Here is a 17,727-nt window from a genome sequence, read left to right on the forward strand (position 1 = left end):
CCGACGCGCAGCCTTTTCCTCAGAACGATGGATAAAACAGGCTCCCAGCCCAATGGACGCGGGCGGCAGCAGCTATCTATTTGATAGCGACTCAGGGGGCACCACCAGCCGAAGCCGGCCCGCGCCGCCGTCCTACGGCAGCAACGGACAGCTGCCGACAGCACCCGGCAACCCCCGCGAACTAAGGTCAGACACTGGTACCCGCGTACAGGTACAGGAGAGTTTTACATGGCAGACAGGAGGCGATAGGCATGGCTTCAAGAGCGTTGTGGAAAGGAGCCATCAGTTTTGGCCTGGTGCACATTCCGGTGTCACTGCATTCAGCGACCGCCGAGAGCGGCGTCGACTTCGACTGGCTGGACAAACGCAGCATGGACCCGGTGGGTTACAAACGCATCAACAAGAAAACCGGCAAGGAAATCACGAAGGAAAACATCGTCCGCGGCGTGCAGTACGAGGACGGTCAGTACGTGGTGCTGAGCGACGATGAGATCACGGCCGCCTTTCCCAGAACCACCCAGACAATAGAAATCGAGAGTTTTGTCGCCAACACCGACATTCCTTTTGTCTACCTGGAACGGCCCTACTACATTGCGCCCATCAACAAGGGCAAAAAGGTTTACGCGCTGCTGCGCGACACCTTGCTCAAGACTGAAAGGGTGGGCATTGCGCGCGTGGTGATACAGACCAAGCAGCACCTGGCCGTGCTGGTGCCCTCCGGTCCCGGGCTGGTCTTGAACCTGCTGCGCTGGGGCACCGGCATCCGCAGCTGGGACGAACTGGACCTTCCTCCCGAGGGCGCCAAGGCTGCCGGCCTGTCCGAGAAGGAGTTGTCCATGGCCCGGCAGCTGGTCGACGACATGACCGACACCTGGAAGCCGGAGCAGTTCAAGGACTCGTTCACCGATGCCATCATGGCCCTGGTCCAGCAGAAGGTGAAGCAGGGCAAGGTGGAAAGCGTCGAGCAGCCGGAAGCGGCCGCTGAGTCATCCGGCGGCGCGGGCGCAAAAATCATCGACCTGACCGAGCTGCTGCAACGCAGCCTGCGCCACAAAAACGGGGCGGCCGGCAAGCCCACCGCCAAAACACCGGCCAAGCCCACCGGGAGCACATCGGCCCGCAAGCCGGCCGCCAAAACCGGGGCCGCGAGGCGGCGCCGCGCCGCCTGAAGACGAAGACGGCCGCGCACCCATGGCTGCCGACGACCCGCTCCAGGCTTACCGTGCCAAGCGCGACTTCAAACACACGCCGGAACCGGCCGCCGGAGGCAGACGCTCTACCGCCCGCAGCTTTGTGGTCCAGAAGCATGACGCCAGCCATCTGCACTACGACTTCCGGCTGGAACTCGAAGGCACACTGAAAAGCTGGGCCGTCCCGAAAGGCCCCAGCCTGGACCCCGGGGTCAAACGCATGGCCGTGCAGGTGGAAGACCATCCGCTCTCGTACGCCAGCTTTGAAGGCACCATTCCCGACAGGCATTACGGCGCCGGCAATGCCATCGTCTGGGACCGCGGCACCTGGCGGCCTGTCGGCGACCCGGTGGCAGGACTTCAAAGCGGCAAACTCAAGTTCGAGTTGCAGGGCGAAAAACTCCATGGCCGCTGGTCACTGGTGCGCATGCACGGCAAAAGCGAAGAGCGACAGGCGCCCTGGCTGCTGATCAAGGAAAGGGACGACGCGGCCCGGCCGAGCGCCGACTACGACGTGTTGCAGGCGCTGCCCGACAGCGTGATCACCGGCAACCCGCTGACACCGCGCAAAAAAGCCGCCGCCCAAAAAGCGCCGGCCAAGGCCGCCCCCACCGGCAGCACCGTCGGCCGGAAAAAGAGACCCGCCCCACCCCGCCAGCTGCCGGGCGCGGTAATGGACGCGCTGCCGCTCACGCTGGCCCCGGAGCTGGCGACGCTGGTCGCCCAGGCGCCGACTGACAGCCAGGACTGGGTGTACGAGATCAAGTTCGACGGCTACCGCCTGCTGACACGTGTGGAGGGCTCCTCCATCCGCTGTTTCACGCGCAACGGGCATGACTGGAGCGCCAGGCTGCCGGCACTGGTGAACACCCTGTCACGGCTGGGCCTGAGCGCCGCCTGGCTGGACGGCGAAATCGTGGTGCTCGACGGCAAAGGGCTGCCTGACTTCGGCGCACTTCAAAACGCCTTTGACAGTGGCAGCACCGCCCGGATCATCTACTACGTTTTCGACCTGCCGTATTGCGACGGCTACGACCTTCGCGCGATGCCGCTGCTGGAGCGGCGCAAGCTGCTGCGGACCCTGGTGCAGGCGGCGGCGCTGGATGCCGTCCGTTTCAGCGAGACCTTCGATGCCGGCGCGTCGGACCTGATGGCCGCCGCACGCCGCCTGGGGCTGGAGGGCGTGATCGGCAAACGTGCAGCGTCCCCCTATGTGTCGCGCCGCTCACCGAGCTGGATCAAGCTCAAGACCCAGCTGCGCCAGGAGTTCGTGATTGGCGGCTACACCGACCCCAAAGGCTCGCGCGCCGGCCTGGGCGCCCTGCTGCTGGGCGTGTATGACGACCAGGGCGCACTGCGTTACGCCGGCAATGTGGGCACCGGATTTGACGACAACACCCTGAACACCCTGCAAGGCAAACTCGCCGCATTGGCAGCGCCCCGCCCGGCTTTTGCCGGCCTGCCCGCCTCGGTCAAGGGGCACTGGGTGCAACCGGAGCTGCTGGCCGAGGTCAGTTTTGCACAATGGACCCACACCGGGCGCATCCGCCACGCCGTGTTCCAGGGCCTGCGCACCGACAAGGACGCGCGCAAGGTCAAGCGTGAATCGGCGCAACCCATCGAGGGCATCATGCAGGCGAACAAAAAACCGGCGCCATCTTCGGGCAACGCAGCTTCCGGCAAGCGCAGCATGAGCCACCCCGCGGCGGGCACCGGGGCGCTGCGCGTGACACATCCCGAACGCGTCATCGATACGGACAGCGGCCTGACCAAACTCGACCTGGTGCAGTTCTACGCGCAGGTGGCACCACTGATCCTGCCGCACCTGCGGGCCAGGCCGGTGGCGCTGGTGCGGGCCCCGGACGGCGTGCAAGGCGAACTTTTTTTCCAGAAACATGCACAGGCAACCGCCATCCCCGGCATCAAGCTGCTGAACCAGGCGCTGGATCCCGGCCATGCTCCCCTGCTGGAGATCACCACGGCAGAAGTGCTGCTGGCCGCCGCCCAGCTCAATGTGATGGAGTTCCACACCTGGAACGCCACCACCCGGTCCATCGGGAAACCCGACCGCATGATTTTTGACCTGGACCCCGGTGAAGGGGTGTCGTGGGCGCAGATCCGCGAGGCCGCGCAAGTGGTCCATGCCCTGCTGAAGGAGCTCGGCCTGCCGGCGTTTTTAAAGACCAGCGGTGGCAAGGGCCTGCATGTGGTGGTGCCTCTGAAGCCGGCCTTCGGCTGGGACACGGTCAAGGATTTCTCGCAGGCCATCGCGCGGCATCTGGCTGCGGTGATTCCCGACCGGTTTGTGGCCAAAAGCGGGCCACGCAACCGTGTCGGGAAAATTTTCCCCGACTACCTGCGCAACGGTTTCGGCGCCACCACGGTCTGCGCCTGGTCGCTCCGGGCCCGGCCCGGACTGGGCGTGTCGGTACCTGTCGGCTGGGATGAGCTGGACAGCCTGAGCGGCCCGACGCACTGGACGGCGGCCAACATCGCCGATCGCGTCGCCAGCGGCAACTCGCCTTGGGAGGGCTACGGGCAGGCCCGCTGCACGCTGTCGGCCGCCATGAAAGCGCTGGGCTTCAAGGCGCAAAAGCCTGCCTCATCGCCCAGACCGGCCCGGGCGCGGGCCGTGGCCCAAAACGGGACACCCCGCAAAGTCTGAGCACCTGGGTGTAGGACCGTCTTGACAGACTCACGCGCGCCTTCCTGACAAGGGCTCGGGTGGCGGTCGGCTACGCAGCGGACAGGTCTCGGCGTATCTTCAGACCAGCTACCGGCGGCACGCAGCATGCGCCCCGCAGGACCGGCGGTTTGGACCATTGTTGTTTCTTTCAGGAGCCTGCCATGAAGCACTTTTTGACGGCACTGGCTGTACTTTTTGCAGTGACGCTGCTCGCCGGATGCCCGCAGTCGAAGGTGCCCGACAAACCCTCGCTGGTGCCCGAGCCCAAGGCCACCATGAACCAATACTTACCCAAGTCATCCCTTTGAAATCACCTACTTTCCACCTTCCCTGCCAACCGGCCCCACTGTGGCGCACACCTGCGGCCGGACTGGCCTTGGCCTGCCTGGCTGTCCTGATGACCGGATGCGTGGGCCCAGTGTCCCAGCTGGAGTCACCGCCGCAAACCGTACAGCTCGACGGCGACGCCTACCGGGTCGAGCAGATCACGGCGAGCACCTGGTCGGCGCAGGCGCCGCGTCACCTGCCGGACGGACCGCAAAAAACAGCCAATCTGGTCCGGGCCGTTGAAAAGGCCTCGAACTGCAAGGTGACCGACAGCAGTTATGGCGCCGCGGGTGCCGCACTCCATGCCCAGGTGGACTGCGGCAGCAAACTGAAAAACTAGACAAATCGCGCTACAGCCCTTGTCCAGTATGCGCAAGCAGCTACTGAAACAATAGCGAGCTCGGGCCTCGCACAAAGCTTTACACCTTCGCACCCGCAGCAGACGCAACTTTACGCGTCGTGCGGTACGGCGGCGCAAACATCCCGCCACACTCGTCTCAAACCCGCATCAGCAACCCAAGGAGATCTTCATGATCATCAGTCCCCCACTCAAAAAAATCATGCTTGCCATCGTGCTGGCCGGCGCTGCTGCTGCACCTGCCCTCGCGCAGGTCAGCATCAACATCAACCTGGCGCCGCCCGCGCCGCAGTACGAGGCGGTGCCGGTGCTTGCACCCGCTCAAGTCTGGGCGCCGGGTTACTGGGCCTGGACCGGCGAGCGCCATGTCTGGGTTCGCGGTCACGCCATCCAGAAGCGCGACGGCTACCGCTGGGCGCCAGACCGCTGGGAGCAGCGCGGCAACGCCTACTACCGCCAGCCCGGAACCTGGGTGCGTGATGCGAACTACGTGTACGTCAAGGACAAAAAGCCGAAAAAAGACAAACACGACAAGTACGACAAGTACGACAAGCACGATGACAAAGGCCACGGCAAGGGCCACGGAAAAGGCCACGGAGATCATGACTGACCACTGATCCCGCTGTCACAGCAAAAAAAAAGCTGGCACTGGTGCCAGCTTTTTTTATGGCTGATTGAGCGTTCAGGCGGCGGTCTTCAATGCGTCACGCAGTGCTTTGACCTGGTCATGGTTGCGCTGCACGCCCTGGGCCTGGCGCTCCACCATGCTCCGGATCGCCGGGGGAAGATTTTCCTTGAGGGCGTTGCGGTAGCGGGCCTTGGCCGCGTCCTCGCCGCGCTCGCATTCATCGAGCATGGCCAGGTCGGTATACCCGCTGAGGGTGCCGCGCACCGACACCCAGCCACGATGCATGGCACCGCTGGTGGTGCCGCCTTCTTCAGGCTCGCCACCGAGCTGGCGAATCTGCGCGGTCAGCTCGGCAGCCGCACCGCGGCATTCGTCGGCATGTCGCAGCAGCAGGGTTTTGAGGTCCTGCGCCTTCACATGCTCGGCGCATTCGGTAAACCCGAACTCGCCATCGCGACAGGACTCCAGCAACTCGTTGAGCGTATCGATCACGTCGTCGTTGTCGGCCACTTCCCCGGCCAGGGTCTGGCGCGACGCCAGCTGCTCGTCCACCCGCGTCCAGGCGGCGCGGCTGGCTGCTTCGGCTTCGGGCCAGCTCAGCGTGGAGCGTTCTTTGTGATTGTCCCAATGGACAGCCAGGTCGCTTTGCGCATCGTCAAAGGTGCCGGTGTAGTTGCTGCGCCCGTACAGGCCCAGACGGTAGGCCGGCGCGTAGTCTTCGTAGTTGCGGTTGGCATCGTAATAAGACTCCCGGGTGTACTGCTCGCGCCAGTAGGCTTCCTCAGCGGTGGGGTTGACGGCCTCGGCGACCGCCTTGCCGCCCAGGCCGCCGGCAACCGCGCCAACAACCGCTCCGGCCGCAGCGCCCACCGGTCCGCCAAATGCGCCGGCGGCGGCTCCCGCGGCAGCGCCGCCCAGGGCAGCGCCGAGACCGGTACCGACCGGGTGGGCGCCAGGGGCGTCAGTGATGGGGTCCAGATTCAGGTTCTTGTCGTGTTCGTCAAGTGACATGGTGAAGCTCCTTCAGAGGTTTGGATGGCAAGGGTGCCGATGGTCAGCTTGTGTGGACTGGACAGGCGCCCCGGTGATGCCGGGGTGCCCTGCTGCCAAAGCAGTTTTTTCCAGTTCAGAAGCCATCGTCGGACGCGCTCCAGCAGGCCGCGGTCAGGCAGGGACAACCCAGCCTGTAGGAGAGGACGCCGTACGCTCGCCCCTGCATCCAGGGCCGGTGCGCATGCGCCGGTCTCGGGTTCAGGCACCAGGCTCAACCGAAAAGTTCAGGCACGCGGCTCAGCCATCCAGCTCGGGATAACGCCGGAAAATGCCTTCTTCGTTGAAGGGAATGCGGCGCGCGCTGGCGAGATAGGCGGCCACGTGCCGGTGTTGCGCCACCCGGGCATGCAGACTGGTCACCAGCGGGGCTTGCTGCAGGGCGCGCCCCGTGGCCAGCGGAAAGGCGTAAAGCAGGCCTGCCACGAGCTGAAACAGCGACAGATCGGCGTAACTCAGGCGGGCGCCCACCAGGCAGGCGCTGCCCCGGGGGTTGCGCGCCAGCACGCTTTCGAACCAGTCAAAAAATTTCGGGATGCGCTGTTCCCGAAAGGCTCTGGCCCGCCGTACGGCCTCGTTTTTCTGGTCTTCGAAATACAGGCCGGTGGCTATCGGGTGGTGGGTGTCGTGGGCTTCCATCACCGCGTCGGCAATGGTCAGCTGCAGCTGGTGGGTCCACAGGCGCTGCCCTTCATTTTTGGCAGCCAGACCCAGGCGCGGGCCGAGGTAAAGCAGGATGGCCGCGGTCTGGCCGATGACGGCCTTGCCGTGCACCAGGAAGGGCGGCGCGAACGGCGGGTGCGGTACCGTCGGGCTGTCGAGGTAATGCCTCATGGCCGCGACGCCCTGCCCCCGGTTTTCGGGACCGCGCCCCACGTCCACGTAGTCGGCCCCGGCCGCCTCCAGTGCGAGCCGCACAAACTCTCCGCGCCCCTGGATGGTGGGCCAGTAATGCAACTCATACGGCATGGAGATCTCCTTGTGCAAGCCAGAAAATCATGGAAAAAAGGCCTGTAGCCCTTTATTCATGGGCGCAAGCAGCTATTTAATTCATAGCAACCGGCGTTTCCTCCACCCTGGCAGCCAGTCGCCAGAGCGAGGTGACTTCCGCCGACCGGGCCGCGTGCAGGGCGTCGCTGGCATCGGCTGCCTTCGGATGCTGCGGCTTCACGTCCACACGCGACAACACCTGCAGCCCCGCCGCGGCGATCCACTCCAGCAGCTCGCTGCGCGAGCGCAGACCGACGTGTTCGGCCAGATCCGACAGGATCAGCCAACCCTCCCCGCCCGGCGCCAGATGGGTCGCCAGCCCCTGCAGGAAGCCGCGCAACATGCGGCTCTCGGGGTCGTACACCGCGTGTTCGACCGGCGAGCTCGGACGCGCCGGCACCCACGGCGGGTTGCAGACAATCAGCGGCGCACGTCCGTCGGGAAACAGGTTGGCCTGCTGCAGCGTGACGCGCCCGGCAAGGGCCAGCCGCGCGAGGTTTTCCCTCGCACAGTCGAGCGCGCGCGGGTCCTGGTCCGTCGCAATGACCTGCTGCACCCCGCGGCGCGCCAGGATCGCCGCCAGCACGCCGGTGCCGGTGCCGATGTCAAAAGCCAGGCTGTCGGCGCTTGCGGCCGGCGGCAAGGGGGTTTCGGCCACCAGGGCCAGGTACTCGCCGCGCACCGGCGCAAACACGCCGTAGTGCGGGTGAATACGTGCGCCGTCCAGCGCGGCGATCTCCACGCCCTTCTTGCGCCATTCGTGCGCGCCGATCAGGCCCAGCAATTCGCGCAACGAGCTCACGTAGCTGTCCTGCGCCGCGTCGCCCGGGCCATACGCTTCGCTGCAGGCCTGCGCGACATCCGGCGCCCTGCGCAGGCGGCTGTGATGCGCCCCATCAAACTCGAGCACCAGCATGGCCAGTGTGCGCGCACGCTGCGACTGGGCCTGGCGGTGCTGGTTGAAGGCATCCAGCGGCGAGACCGCGGCCGCGTCGGCCCTGGCCTTGGTTTTCTTGATCTTTTTCGGCTTGTCGATGCGTCTGGCCAGGGCCTGCAGCAACTGCCGTGCATTCTGGAAGTCCCCGCGCCACAAAATGGCCGTGCCCTCGCTGGCCAGGCGAAACGCCGCGTCGGCCGTCAGGGTGTCGTCGGCCACCTGCACCCGTCGGGGCGGGACCGTGCCGTTTTCGGAACGCCAGCGGGCGGAGCGGGTCTGACCATCCTCGACCCAATCGATGCGGGCCGGCTCGCTCATGCCGGGGCTTTCGATGCCGGGACGCAGTGGGGGGCATCTGCCCGGGCAGGCAAACGCAGGAAAAAAAGAGGCATCGGACAAACCCGGTCGGTGAACAGACCGCCATTATCCCGCGCTGTGCGGCATCCAGGTCTGTAGCACGGAGGCGCGAGGGCGCGCTTTCATGCGCCGGTATTTTCGGCTAGCGCTGCTAGCGGCTGTCCTTGCCGTCGGCGCCGGTCAGCGGCGCGAGGTCGGACGAGTAGGTGCGGTCGCCGATGGTCATCTCACTGCTGCTTTGCCAGGCAGACTCGAAAGCTGCCAGTTCCTGCGCCGTGGCCCGCTCATAGCGACGCAGGTTGGAAGCTCGCAGTGCGTCGGGGCTGGCGCTGTCCGGCCCGGCGGCAGCTGCTGCGCGTGGGGGGTCAAAGCCCTGGAGTTCTTCGTTGACCCGCCAGTACACCGCCGGCACGCCCAGGCCATACCGGGCGAGCGCGTTTTTCCCGATCAGGGCACCGAGTTCAGCCAGGGATTTTTGCTGCCCCTGCTCACTCTCCATGAAATCGGTGGACAGGTCCACCATCACAACAAAGCTGTGACCCCGCTTGTCGGCGCGCACGACCTTGAAACGGTAGCTTCCGCTCAGGATGCCCCGGCTTTCCATGGTGGCCTTGACTGAATCAAAAAGCATCTCACGGCGAAACGCCATGCGTTCGTCGAGATTCATTTTGACGGGGCCGGTCTCCGGTCCCGACCCGCCTTCCTTGGGGCCCTGCGAGGAAGAAAACAAGTTTTGGAAGAACGACATGGCGTGCTCAATGTTGAATGACTTGTGCCAACCCTGGTCAATTTAGTTCTGGTGTTGCCGTGGGCCTTCCCCGGAGAGCTTAGGCCTTGACAACTGAGCCATCGTATTCTTTTAGTTACAGGCTGTCATCTTCTGATACAGGTTAATTTGATCGCAAGCGGCTGTGATAAATATCAAAAAAACCAGTCCACAAACGTGGGGCACGCCGTTGAGTAATACCTTTTTGCTCATTCTTCCTTCCAGGCCGTCGGTGTTCTCCGACATGGCTAAAAGCCTGCGCCCGATAGTTGTGGGGAGTTCCATTGCAGATACTTGCTCATCAACTTCTGGAGGAAACAATGTCTTTTGCGCTGTATATGGTCGGTTTTGCAATTTTTATGGGTGGCCTGATCTGGGGCGCGGTGGAGGCCGGCATCCCGCACGTCTACATTGGCATCGGCGCTCTCGTGATTCTGGGCATAGGCATCTTCAGCGCTGTCGGCCGCACCCGCAGCAAGGATCCCTCATGAGGTGGTCGCGGGCACATTGAGTTGGTGCTCCGGCGGACTTTCCGCAGAACCACCATTCAGGCATTTTGTGTCTGCACCGGCCCCGCTTCCAGCGGGGCTTTTCTACGCCAGAGGTGGCCTGCAAGCGGGCACGCAACCATGGGGCAAAGGTAGGCGCTGTCCCACAGATTCACGTGAGCTGCTCTGATACGGAACAACCTGTCGCGGCCCGATGCTTGGCCATCGCTGCGCCAGCGTTCCGACCCGGTCGTCACCTGCAATGACCGCAAGCGTGCGGACCTGATCAATTGCCTGGCACCGAACCGCCGTGTTGAAGTCGAGGGAATCGTCATCGAGCGCCGCGTCAACTAAGCCAGCATCCAGCCAGGAAAAGGGTTACGGGGTTGTCCCGAAACCCTTTTTTTTGGTCCGGCGGCGCCGTCAGGACGGCTTGGCGCCCAGGCCCATGGCCCGCGTGATCACTTCCTTCATGATCTCGTTGGTGCCGCCGTAGATGCGCTGCACGCGTGCGTCGGCATAGGCTCGGGTGATCGGGTACTCCCACATGTAGCCATAGCCGCCGAAAAGCTGCACACACTCGTCCATCACCTTGCACTGCAGGTCCGAACACCAGTACTTGGCCATGCTGGCCGTCGCGGTGTCGAGCTTCTCATCGGCGAGCAATTCGGTGCATTTGTCGACAAACACGCGCGCCACCTGCACTTCGGTCTGCAGCTCGGCCAGGGTGTAGCGCGTGTTCTGGTAGCTGGCGACCGGCTGGCCGAAGACCTTGCGCTCCTTCACATAGTCAACCGTCCAGCCGATCGCCGCCTGGGCCGCGGCGACCGCACCAATCGCGATCTGCAGCCGCTCCCAGGGCAGTTGCTCCATCAGGCAGATGAAGCCGCGATTCTCCTGCGCTGGTCCGCCCAGCAGGTTCTCTGCGGGCACACGTACATTGTCAAAAAACAGCTCCGAGGTGTCCTGCGCCTTCAGGCCCAGCTTCTTCAGGCGTTTGCCCACCGCAAAGCCGGGCGTGCCGCGCTCGACCAGCAGCAGGCTGGTGCCCTTGGCGCCGGCCGCGGGGTTGCTCTTGGCCACCACAATCACCAGGTCGGCATGCCAGCCGTTGGTGATGAAGGTCTTGCTGCCATTGAGCAGGTGGCTGCCATCGGCCTGCTGCATCGCCGTGGATTTGACGCCCTGCAGGTCGGAGCCGGCGGCCGGCTCGCTCATGGCGATGGCGCCCACCATCTCGCCGCTGGCGAGTTTGGGCAGGTATTTTCTCTTCTGTGCCTCGGTGCCGTAATGCAAGAGGTAAGGCGCCACGATCTCGCTGTGCAGACCGTAGCCGATGCCGCTGAACCCGGCGCTGCTGAGCTCTTCCATCTGGACCACGGAGTACAGCTTGTCAGCGCCGGCGCCGCCGTATTCCTCGGGCATGGTCATGCACAGGAAACCATTCTCCCCGGCCTTGTTCCAGACCGCGCGGTCCACATAACCCTGCTCCTCCCATAACGCGTGGAACGGTGCAACTTCCTTGTCCATGAAGCGGCGAAAACTGTCGCGAAAGGCCTCGTGGTCGCTGTTGAAAAGTGTGCGTTCGATCATGGTGTCACCTGTTGGAGGAAGTCAAAGGGTAAAAAGCAAACAGAGGGCAAGGCGCGGGGGTCATATTTATGCAAAGCGTTTGCTTGGTGAAATGAATATACTCGTTCCTGCGGCTTTTTGGCGCAGCAACCGGCACCTACCCTTGCCGGCACTGCCCTTCCCCCATCCAGCAGGAGAACCCCATGACCGAAGCATTCATTTACGACGCCATCCGCACACCGCGCGGCAAAGGGAAAAAGGACGGCAGCCTGTACGAGGTCAAGCCCGTCAACCTGCTGGCCGGCGTGCTGACCGAACTGCAGCGCCGCAACAACTTTGACACCGCGCAAGTCGATGACGTGGTGATGGGTGTGGTCTCGCCGATTGGCGAGCAGGGCTCCGTCATTGCCAAGGTCGCTGCGCTGAAAGCCGGCTGGGACTTTCGCGCCTCCGGCGTGCAGATCAACCGTTTTTGCGCCTCCGGCCTGGAAGCCGTGAACATGGCCGCGCAGAAGGTACGCTCCGGCTGGGAAGACCTGGTGGTGGCCGGTGGCGTCGAGAGCATGAGCCGCGTGCCCATCGGCTCGGACGGCGGCGCCTGGGCACAAGACCCGGAGACCAACAGCGCCACCGCCTTTGTGCCGCAAGGCATAGGCGCTGACCTGATTGCCACGATCGAAGGTTTCAGCCGCGCCGATGTCGACGCTTTTGCACTGGAGAGCCAGAAGCGCGCGACCCAGGCACGGGCGGCCGGCTACTTCGACCGTTCGGTGGTACCGGTGAAGGACTTCCTCGACCAGACCATCCTGGCGCAGGACGAGTTCATCAAGCCCCACACCACCCTGGAAGGCCTGGCCTCGCTGCGGCCGGCTTTTGAACAGATGGGTGGTATGGGGTTCGACCAGGTCGCGCTGACACGTTACCCGCAGGTCGAACGCATCCACCATGTGCACCACGCCGGCAATTCCTCGGGCATCGTCGATGGTGCGGCGGCAGTGCTGGTCGGCTCGGAAGCCGCCGGAAAAACCCACGGGCTCACGCCGCGCGCCCGCATTGTCGCAGCAGCCCTCAGCGGCGCCGACCCGACCATCATGCTGACCGGCCCCATGCCGGCAGCGCGCAAGGCGCTGGCCAAGGCCGGGCTGACGATTGACCAGATCGACCTGTTCGAGGTCAACGAGGCTTTTGCCGCGGTGGTGATGCGTTTCATGAAAGAGATGAAGGTGCCGCATGACAAGGTCAACGTCAATGGCGGCGCGATCGCCATGGGCCACCCGCTGGGCGCCACCGGCGCCATGATCCTGGGCACCTTGATTGACGAGCTGCACCGGCGCAGGCTGCGTTACGGACTGGCCACGCTGTGTGTGGGCGGCGGCATGGGTATTGCCACCATTGTGGAAAGAATCTGATGAAAACCATCCAGTACGAACTGATCGACGGCATTGCCACCCTCACCTTCGACGAGCAAGGCTCGCCAGTCAACACCATGTGTGCCCAGTGGCAGAAGGACCTGACCGAAGCCACCGCACAGGTGCTGAAAGACAAGGATGTCATTCGCGGCATTGTGCTGGCGTCGAACAAAACGACTTTCTTCGCCGGCGCCGACCTCAAGGCCACGATGCGGCTGAAAGCTTCGGACGCGGCGGCGGTGTTCCAGGAAATCGAGCAGACCAAAAAGAACTTCCGCACGCTGGAAACCCTGGGCAAACCGGTGGTCAGTTGCCTCAACGGCACGGCGCTGGGCGGCGGCTGGGAGGTGGCGCTGGTTGGCCATTACCGTATTGCCGTCGATGACAAAAAAATCCAGTTCGGCCTGCCTGAAATCACGCTGGGCCTGATTCCCGGCGCCAGCGGCATCACCAAGATGACGCGGCTGTTGGGCCTGATGGGCGCGCAGCCCTATATTCTGGAAAGCAAACTGTTCAACCCGCATGAAGCACTGGAGCTGGGTCTGGTGCAGGAACTGGTACCGAACGCCGCCGCGCTGCGGCCTGCGGCGCTGGCCTGGATCGCCACGCATGATGGCGCAGCAGCCCCCGCTCACCACCCCTGGGACGACAAGAACTACAAGATGCCTGGCGGCACACCCGCCAACCCCAAGATCGCCGCCATGCTGGCCGTGGCGCCGGCCGTGCTCAAGCAGAAAACACGCGGCTTGTACCCGGCGCCCGAATATGCGCTGGCCGCCATGGTCGAGGGCGCGCAGGTCGATTTCGACACGGCGCTGCGCATCGAGTCGCGTTACCTGGCCAGGCTGATCGTGAGCCCGGTGGCCAAGAACATGATCAACACCTTCTTCTTCAACATGAACGCGATCAAGTCGGGCCGCTCGCGTCCGAAAGATGTCCCGCGTTACAAGCCGCAGAAAGTCGGCCTGCTGGGCGCCGGCATGATGGGCGCGGGCATTGCCTACGTCCAGGCCAGCCGCGGCATCAGCACCGTGCTCAGGGATGTGAGCCAGGACAAGGCTGATGCGGGCAAGGCCTACAGTGCCAAACTCACGCAGGCCCGCGTGGACAAGGGCCGCATGAGCGTGCCTGACCAGGCGGCCCTGCTCGCGCGCATCAGCGCCACCGGCCAGGTGGCCGATCTGGCCGGCTGCGACCTGATCATCGAAGCCGTGTTCGAGCGCCGCGACCTGAAAGCCAAGGTCACCCAGGAAGCCGAGCCCCTGCTGGCACCTGGCGGCTTTTTTGCCTCCAACACCTCCACCCTGCCGATCAGCGGGCTGGCCACGGCGAGCGCGCACCCGGACAAATTCATCGGCATCCACTTCTTCAGCCCGGTCGACAAGATGAAACTGGTCGAGATCATCCGCGGCAAGCAGACCGACGACGACACCGTGGCGCGTGCCTTTGACTACGTCCAGGCCCTGGGCAAGATTCCGATTGTGGTCAATGACTCGCGCGGTTTTTATACCAGCCGCACCTTCGGCACCTTTGTGATGGAAGGCGCGGCCATGCTGGGCGAAGGCATTCCCGCGGCAGCAATTGAAAACGCCGGCATCCAGTGCGGCATGCCGGTGGGCCCGCTCGCCGTGCTCGACGAAACCGCGCTGTCACTGAGCGTGCATGTGCTGGACCAGACCCGCGCCGACTATGTGGCCGAGGGCAAGACCTACATCGCCACACCGGGCGAGCTGATCGTCGAACGCATGGTCAAGGAGTTCGACCGCAACGGCCGGGCCGCGGGCGCCGGTTTTTACGACTACCCCGAGGAAAAGGGCGCAAAGAAAACCCTGTGGCCTGAACTCAAATCCCTGCTCGAAAAGCCCGGCGTGGCCTGGGACATCACCGACCTCAAGGATCGCCTGCTGTACCGCCAGGCCGTGGAGACCGCGCGCTGCCTCAGCGAGAACGTGTTGACCAGCGTGCACGACGCCAACATCGGCTCCATCTTCGGCATCGGCTTTCCAGCCTGGACTGGCGGCGCCATGCAGTTCATCTACAGCATGGGCGTGGACGCCTTTGTGCAGCGCGCCGGCGAACTGGCGGCCCAGTACGGGCCGGGCTTTGCACTGACAGAAGAAGTCAAGGCCGCCATCCGCCAACACCAGCCGGTGTATTGAGGATTTATTGCGCTGCGAGGCCGGCGAGCAGGCCGGCTTTCTGCACCTTGCCCAGGGCCGTTTTGGGCAAGGCCTCGCAGAACACGATGCGCTTGGGGTGTTTGAAGCGTGCCAGCCGGCCCTCGAACAGCTGCAGCACCTGCGCCGTATCGAGATCCGCGCCGGGCGCTTTCACAATGACGGCCACCACCACCTCGCCCCAGCGCGCATCTGGCTGGCCCACCACGGCGGCTTCCAGAATTTTCGGGCATTCGACCAGCAGGTTTTCAATCTCGGCCGGATAGACGTTTTCCCCGCCCGAAATGATCATGTCTTTCGAGCGTCCCACCACTTCATAGAAGCCGGCGGCATCACAACGCGCCAGGTCGCCGGTGTGAAACCAGCCATCGGCAAAGGCCGGGTTGTCGGCGTCGGCCCAGTAAGCCACCATGACATTGGGTGCAGACACGCAGATTTCGCCGACCTCGCCCGGGGCCACGGTTTCGCCCTGCGTGTTGACGAGTTTCACGTCCACATGCAAACCCGCCTTGCCCGCCATCCCCACATGCTGCATCGCATCGGCACGGCGCAGGTAGATGGAGACCGGGCCGGTCTCGGTCGCGCCATAGACCTGGCCCAGCGGCACACCACGTGCATGGATGGCCGCGATCATGGCCGCGGGAATCGTGGACGAACCCGCGGCCAGAAAACGCAGGGACGACAGATCAGTAGCCGCAAAATCGGCATGGTCCAGCACCGCGCGCAAGGTGGCCGGCACCATGAGTGACAAGCTTGGCCGCCGCCTGGCCACATCGGCCAGCCAGGCCGCCGCCTCAAAACGGGCATGCAGGGTCACGGTGGCACCGGCATGCAGGGCCGGCAGGGTCTGGATGCACAGGCCGCCGACATGAAACAGGGGCAGTACGCTCAGCACATGGTCGTCCTGCCGAAGCTCATGTGCATGCGCGGAAATCACGCAGTTCCAGATCAGACCGGACTGCGTGTGCACAGCACCCTTGGACCGACCGGTGGTGCCCGAGGTGTAGACCAGCAGCACGGGCGAGGCGTAGCCGCCGGCGAGGACACCGGTGCCGTCACCCCTGCCATCCACAGCCAGACCATCCACAGCCAGACCATCGGCAGGCAGCAAACGGCAGCCCTGGGCCGCGGCCAGCGCGGTAGCTGCCGCAGCATGTGCGCTGTCGCTGACCAGCAGGCTCACTCCGGCATGGCCAAGAATGGTCGCATGTTCGGGCGCGGCCAGCCGGTGGTTGAGCGGCAGCAGAATTGCCCCGATGCGGGAAAGTGCAAACAGCAGCACCAGCATGGCCGGATCATTGAAGCCCAGCCAGGCCACCCGGTCGCCCGGCTGCACACCTGCGGCCAGCAACACCCCGGTCGCGCGTTCAATGCGCTGCCACAGGGCAGGATAGGTGATGTCTTCCCCCGCCGCGTGGACAGCCACCTGCTGCGGCGAAAACTGCGCGTGCCGCTTGATGATCTGCGCGAGATTCACTCCGGCTCCGGCTTACAGCACGGCCTGTTCGTCCTGTTCACCGGCCTCGTACAGGCATTCACGGCCGAGCCGGTCAATGCAGAGCTCCGCGGTCCAGGGCAGCATCAACGAGCCGCAGCGCGAATCACGGTACATGCGCTCCAGCGGCAGGGTCTTGAGCATGGACTGACCGCCGCAAGTGCGCACCGCGAGGCGGCAGATCTCGTTGGCGTTTTCCATGATGGTGTAATGCGCCGCGTACAGGCCCAGGCGAATCTCCTTCGAAGGATCGACACGGGCGGCGCGGGCATTCTGCAGAAAAATCGCCCGGGTCTGTTCCAGCCGGACCTTCATTTCTGCCACGGCGATCTGTTTGGTCGGGTACATGCGGCGTTTGACCGGTGGTGTGCCGGGCACCTCGCCGCGCAAATACTGCACCGTGAAGTCGTAGGCCGCCTGGCAGATGCCCATGTAGGTCGGTGACAGGGTTGCAAACATGTGCGGCCAGCGCAGCGCGGCCTGGGCATACAGGCCTTCGGGAATCAGGCGCTCGATCTCGGGCACAAACACGTCCTTGAAGATCAGTGTGCGCGAGACGGTGCCGCGCATGCCCAGCGGGTCCCAGTCGCCGGTGACGCTGACGCCTTCCCCGTTTTTGTCCACGGCCAGGTACAGCGAATCGCGCTGCGTGGCACCGGGTTTGTCCAGCGTGCACAAAATGCCGTAGTAGTCGGCCGCCCCGGCCAGCGAGGCAAAAATTTTCTTGCCGTTGACAATGTAGCCGCCTTCGACCTTTCGGGCCAGGGTGCCGAAAGGCGCCTTGCCGGCAGCAGCGGCACCGCCTTCGGAAAACGGCTGCGAGTAGACCTTGCCCTGCTTCACCACACGCTCGTAATGCACCTTGCGGTGCGCTTCATGGTTGGCGCGCTGCTCAGGCGTCATGTCGAGGTCATCGGCGATGAAACCGGTCCACATGGTGGAGCTCACGTGCATGTTCAGTGTCAGCGCGGTGGCGCCGCAATGCCGGCCAATTTCGGCGGCGGTCATCACATAGGTGGCAAAGTCGGCACCCCAGCCGCCATGTTCTTCCGGCACGCAGATGCCGAGCAGGCCGGCTTCGCGCAGATCGGCGTAGTTCTCAAAGGGGAACACCGCATCGCGGTCAATCTGCTGCGCGCGTGGCGCGAATTTTTCGCGCCCGAGACGGGCAGCGATGGCCAGCAGTTCGGTCTGCTTGGGCGTGAGTTCGGTGTAGTCGCCGGCAATCGAAGGCGGCAGGTAGCGGGCGGCAGGGGGTGGAGAGACAGGCAGTGCAGACATGGGTCGGTTCCTCGGG

General features: G+C 64.3%; 15 protein-coding genes and 1 pseudogene. 9 read left to right on the forward strand and 7 right to left on the reverse strand.

The window, feature by feature from the left end; genetic code table 11:
* Nucleotides 1-251: 251 nt before the first annotated feature.
* The 5 genes from PSV26_RS12235 (at nt 252) to PSV26_RS12255 (ending at nt 5,171) form a co-directional block, all read left to right on the forward strand.
* Nucleotides 252-1,169 (forward strand): Ku protein, encoded by a 918-nt coding sequence (locus tag PSV26_RS12235; protein ID WP_300571103.1) that lies wholly within the window; start codon nt 252-254, stop codon nt 1,167-1,169.
* A gap of 22 nt (nt 1,170-1,191) precedes the next feature.
* A complete protein-coding gene (gene ligD, locus PSV26_RS12240; RefSeq protein WP_300571106.1) occupies nt 1,192-3,855 on the forward strand; it encodes a DNA ligase D in 2,664 nt (887 codons plus the stop codon).
* A 182-nt stretch (nt 3,856-4,037) separates the two neighbouring features.
* Nucleotides 4,038-4,184: a hypothetical protein gene (locus PSV26_RS12245; protein ID WP_300571109.1), complete on the forward strand. Its 147-nt coding sequence runs from the start codon at nt 4,038-4,040 to the stop codon at nt 4,182-4,184.
* Nucleotides 4,185-4,285: 101 nt separating this feature from the next.
* Entirely contained in the window at nt 4,286-4,543 is a 258-nt protein-coding gene (locus tag PSV26_RS12250) for a hypothetical protein (RefSeq protein ID WP_300519409.1), read from the forward strand.
* Nucleotides 4,544-4,733: 190 nt separating this feature from the next.
* Nucleotides 4,734-5,171, forward strand: a complete 438-nt coding sequence (locus PSV26_RS12255; protein ID WP_300571112.1) for a hypothetical protein — start codon at nt 4,734-4,736, stop codon at nt 5,169-5,171.
* Between the two features lie 72 nt (nt 5,172-5,243).
* Here the strand turns inward: PSV26_RS12255 and PSV26_RS12260 are convergent, their stop codons facing one another.
* From PSV26_RS12260 to PSV26_RS12275, 4 genes are all read right to left on the reverse strand, one after another.
* Entirely contained in the window at nt 5,244-6,200 is a 957-nt protein-coding gene (locus PSV26_RS12260) for a PA2169 family four-helix-bundle protein (protein ID WP_300519403.1), read from the reverse strand.
* Nucleotides 6,201-6,479: 279 nt separating this feature from the next.
* A complete protein-coding gene (locus tag PSV26_RS12265) occupies nt 6,480-7,208 on the reverse strand; it encodes a glutathione S-transferase (RefSeq protein ID WP_300571115.1) in 729 nt (242 codons plus the stop codon).
* A 76-nt stretch (nt 7,209-7,284) separates the two neighbouring features.
* Entirely contained in the window at nt 7,285-8,484 is a 1,200-nt protein-coding gene (locus PSV26_RS12270; protein WP_300571118.1) for a class I SAM-dependent methyltransferase, read from the reverse strand.
* 190 nt (nt 8,485-8,674) lie between these two features.
* Entirely contained in the window at nt 8,675-9,271 is a 597-nt protein-coding gene (locus PSV26_RS12275) for a hypothetical protein (RefSeq protein WP_300571123.1), read from the reverse strand.
* 338 nt (nt 9,272-9,609) lie between these two features.
* Here PSV26_RS12275 and PSV26_RS12280 point away from each other — a divergent pair, with 338 nt between their 5' ends.
* Together PSV26_RS12280 and PSV26_RS12285 are read left to right on the forward strand one after the other, a co-directional pair.
* On the forward strand, nt 9,610-9,780 hold the full coding sequence (locus PSV26_RS12280; RefSeq protein ID WP_300519392.1) for a hypothetical protein: 171 nt from the start codon (nt 9,610-9,612) through the stop codon (nt 9,778-9,780).
* A 237-nt stretch (nt 9,781-10,017) separates the two neighbouring features.
* Nucleotides 10,018-10,131 (forward strand): annotated as a pseudogene (locus tag PSV26_RS12285) (OmpA family protein); the annotation flags it as partial.
* 69 nt (nt 10,132-10,200) lie between these two features.
* Here PSV26_RS12285 and PSV26_RS12290 read toward each other — a convergent pair.
* On the reverse strand, nt 10,201-11,370 hold the full coding sequence (locus PSV26_RS12290; RefSeq protein WP_300571126.1) for an acyl-CoA dehydrogenase family protein: 1,170 nt from the start codon (nt 11,368-11,370) through the stop codon (nt 10,201-10,203).
* A gap of 182 nt (nt 11,371-11,552) precedes the next feature.
* Between PSV26_RS12290 and PSV26_RS12295 the strand changes: the two genes are divergently transcribed.
* Both PSV26_RS12295 and PSV26_RS12300 read left to right on the forward strand, forming a co-directional pair.
* On the forward strand, nt 11,553-12,758 hold the full coding sequence (locus PSV26_RS12295) for an acetyl-CoA C-acetyltransferase (RefSeq protein ID WP_300571129.1): 1,206 nt from the start codon (nt 11,553-11,555) through the stop codon (nt 12,756-12,758).
* A complete protein-coding gene (locus PSV26_RS12300; protein ID WP_300571132.1) occupies nt 12,758-14,917 on the forward strand; it encodes a 3-hydroxyacyl-CoA dehydrogenase NAD-binding domain-containing protein in 2,160 nt (719 codons plus the stop codon). Before PSV26_RS12295 ends, PSV26_RS12300 begins: the two co-directional genes overlap by 1 nt.
* Before the next feature lie 4 nt (nt 14,918-14,921).
* On the opposite strand, the gene PSV26_RS12305 is transcribed toward PSV26_RS12300, so the two are convergent.
* Both PSV26_RS12305 and PSV26_RS12310 read right to left on the reverse strand, forming a co-directional pair.
* The gene (locus PSV26_RS12305) at nt 14,922-16,412 is read right to left on the reverse strand and encodes an AMP-binding protein (protein ID WP_300571135.1); all 1,491 of its coding nucleotides are present in this window, start codon (nt 16,410-16,412) and stop codon (nt 14,922-14,924) included.
* 12 nt (nt 16,413-16,424) lie between these two features.
* Nucleotides 16,425-17,711, reverse strand: a complete 1,287-nt coding sequence (locus PSV26_RS12310) for an acyl-CoA dehydrogenase family protein (protein WP_300571138.1) — start codon at nt 17,709-17,711, stop codon at nt 16,425-16,427.
* Nucleotides 17,712-17,727 lie beyond the last annotated feature (16 nt).

It is taken from the genome of Polaromonas sp. (assembly GCF_029945685.1).
Classification (GTDB): Bacteria; Pseudomonadota; Gammaproteobacteria; order Burkholderiales; family Burkholderiaceae_C; genus Polaromonas.

What these genes read in the sequence shown, in the direction of transcription:
- PSV26_RS12275 (WP_300571123.1), bottom strand. Translation starts at nt 9,271, where the DNA reads ATGTCGTTCTTCCAAAACTTGTTTTCTTCCTCGCAGGGCCCCAAGGAA.
- PSV26_RS12235 (WP_300571103.1), top strand. Translation starts at nt 252, where the DNA reads ATGGCTTCAAGAGCGTTGTGGAAAGGAGCCATCAGTTTTGGCCTGGTG.
- PSV26_RS12270 (WP_300571118.1), bottom strand. Translation starts at nt 8,484, where the DNA reads ATGAGCGAGCCGGCCCGCATCGATTGGGTCGAGGATGGTCAGACCCGC.
- PSV26_RS12280 (WP_300519392.1), top strand. Translation starts at nt 9,610, where the DNA reads ATGTCTTTTGCGCTGTATATGGTCGGTTTTGCAATTTTTATGGGTGGC.
- PSV26_RS12260 (WP_300519403.1), bottom strand. Translation starts at nt 6,200, where the DNA reads ATGTCACTTGACGAACACGACAAGAACCTGAATCTGGACCCCATCACT.
- PSV26_RS12300 (WP_300571132.1), top strand. Translation starts at nt 12,758, where the DNA reads ATGAAAACCATCCAGTACGAACTGATCGACGGCATTGCCACCCTCACC.
- PSV26_RS12295 (WP_300571129.1), top strand. Translation starts at nt 11,553, where the DNA reads ATGACCGAAGCATTCATTTACGACGCCATCCGCACACCGCGCGGCAAA.
- ligD (WP_300571106.1), top strand. Translation starts at nt 1,192, where the DNA reads ATGGCTGCCGACGACCCGCTCCAGGCTTACCGTGCCAAGCGCGACTTC.
- PSV26_RS12265 (WP_300571115.1), bottom strand. Translation starts at nt 7,208, where the DNA reads ATGCCGTATGAGTTGCATTACTGGCCCACCATCCAGGGGCGCGGAGAG.
- PSV26_RS12255 (WP_300571112.1), top strand. Translation starts at nt 4,734, where the DNA reads ATGATCATCAGTCCCCCACTCAAAAAAATCATGCTTGCCATCGTGCTG.
- PSV26_RS12245 (WP_300571109.1), top strand. Translation starts at nt 4,038, where the DNA reads ATGAAGCACTTTTTGACGGCACTGGCTGTACTTTTTGCAGTGACGCTG.
- PSV26_RS12310 (WP_300571138.1), bottom strand. Translation starts at nt 17,711, where the DNA reads ATGTCTGCACTGCCTGTCTCTCCACCCCCTGCCGCCCGCTACCTGCCG.
- PSV26_RS12290 (WP_300571126.1), bottom strand. Translation starts at nt 11,370, where the DNA reads ATGATCGAACGCACACTTTTCAACAGCGACCACGAGGCCTTTCGCGAC.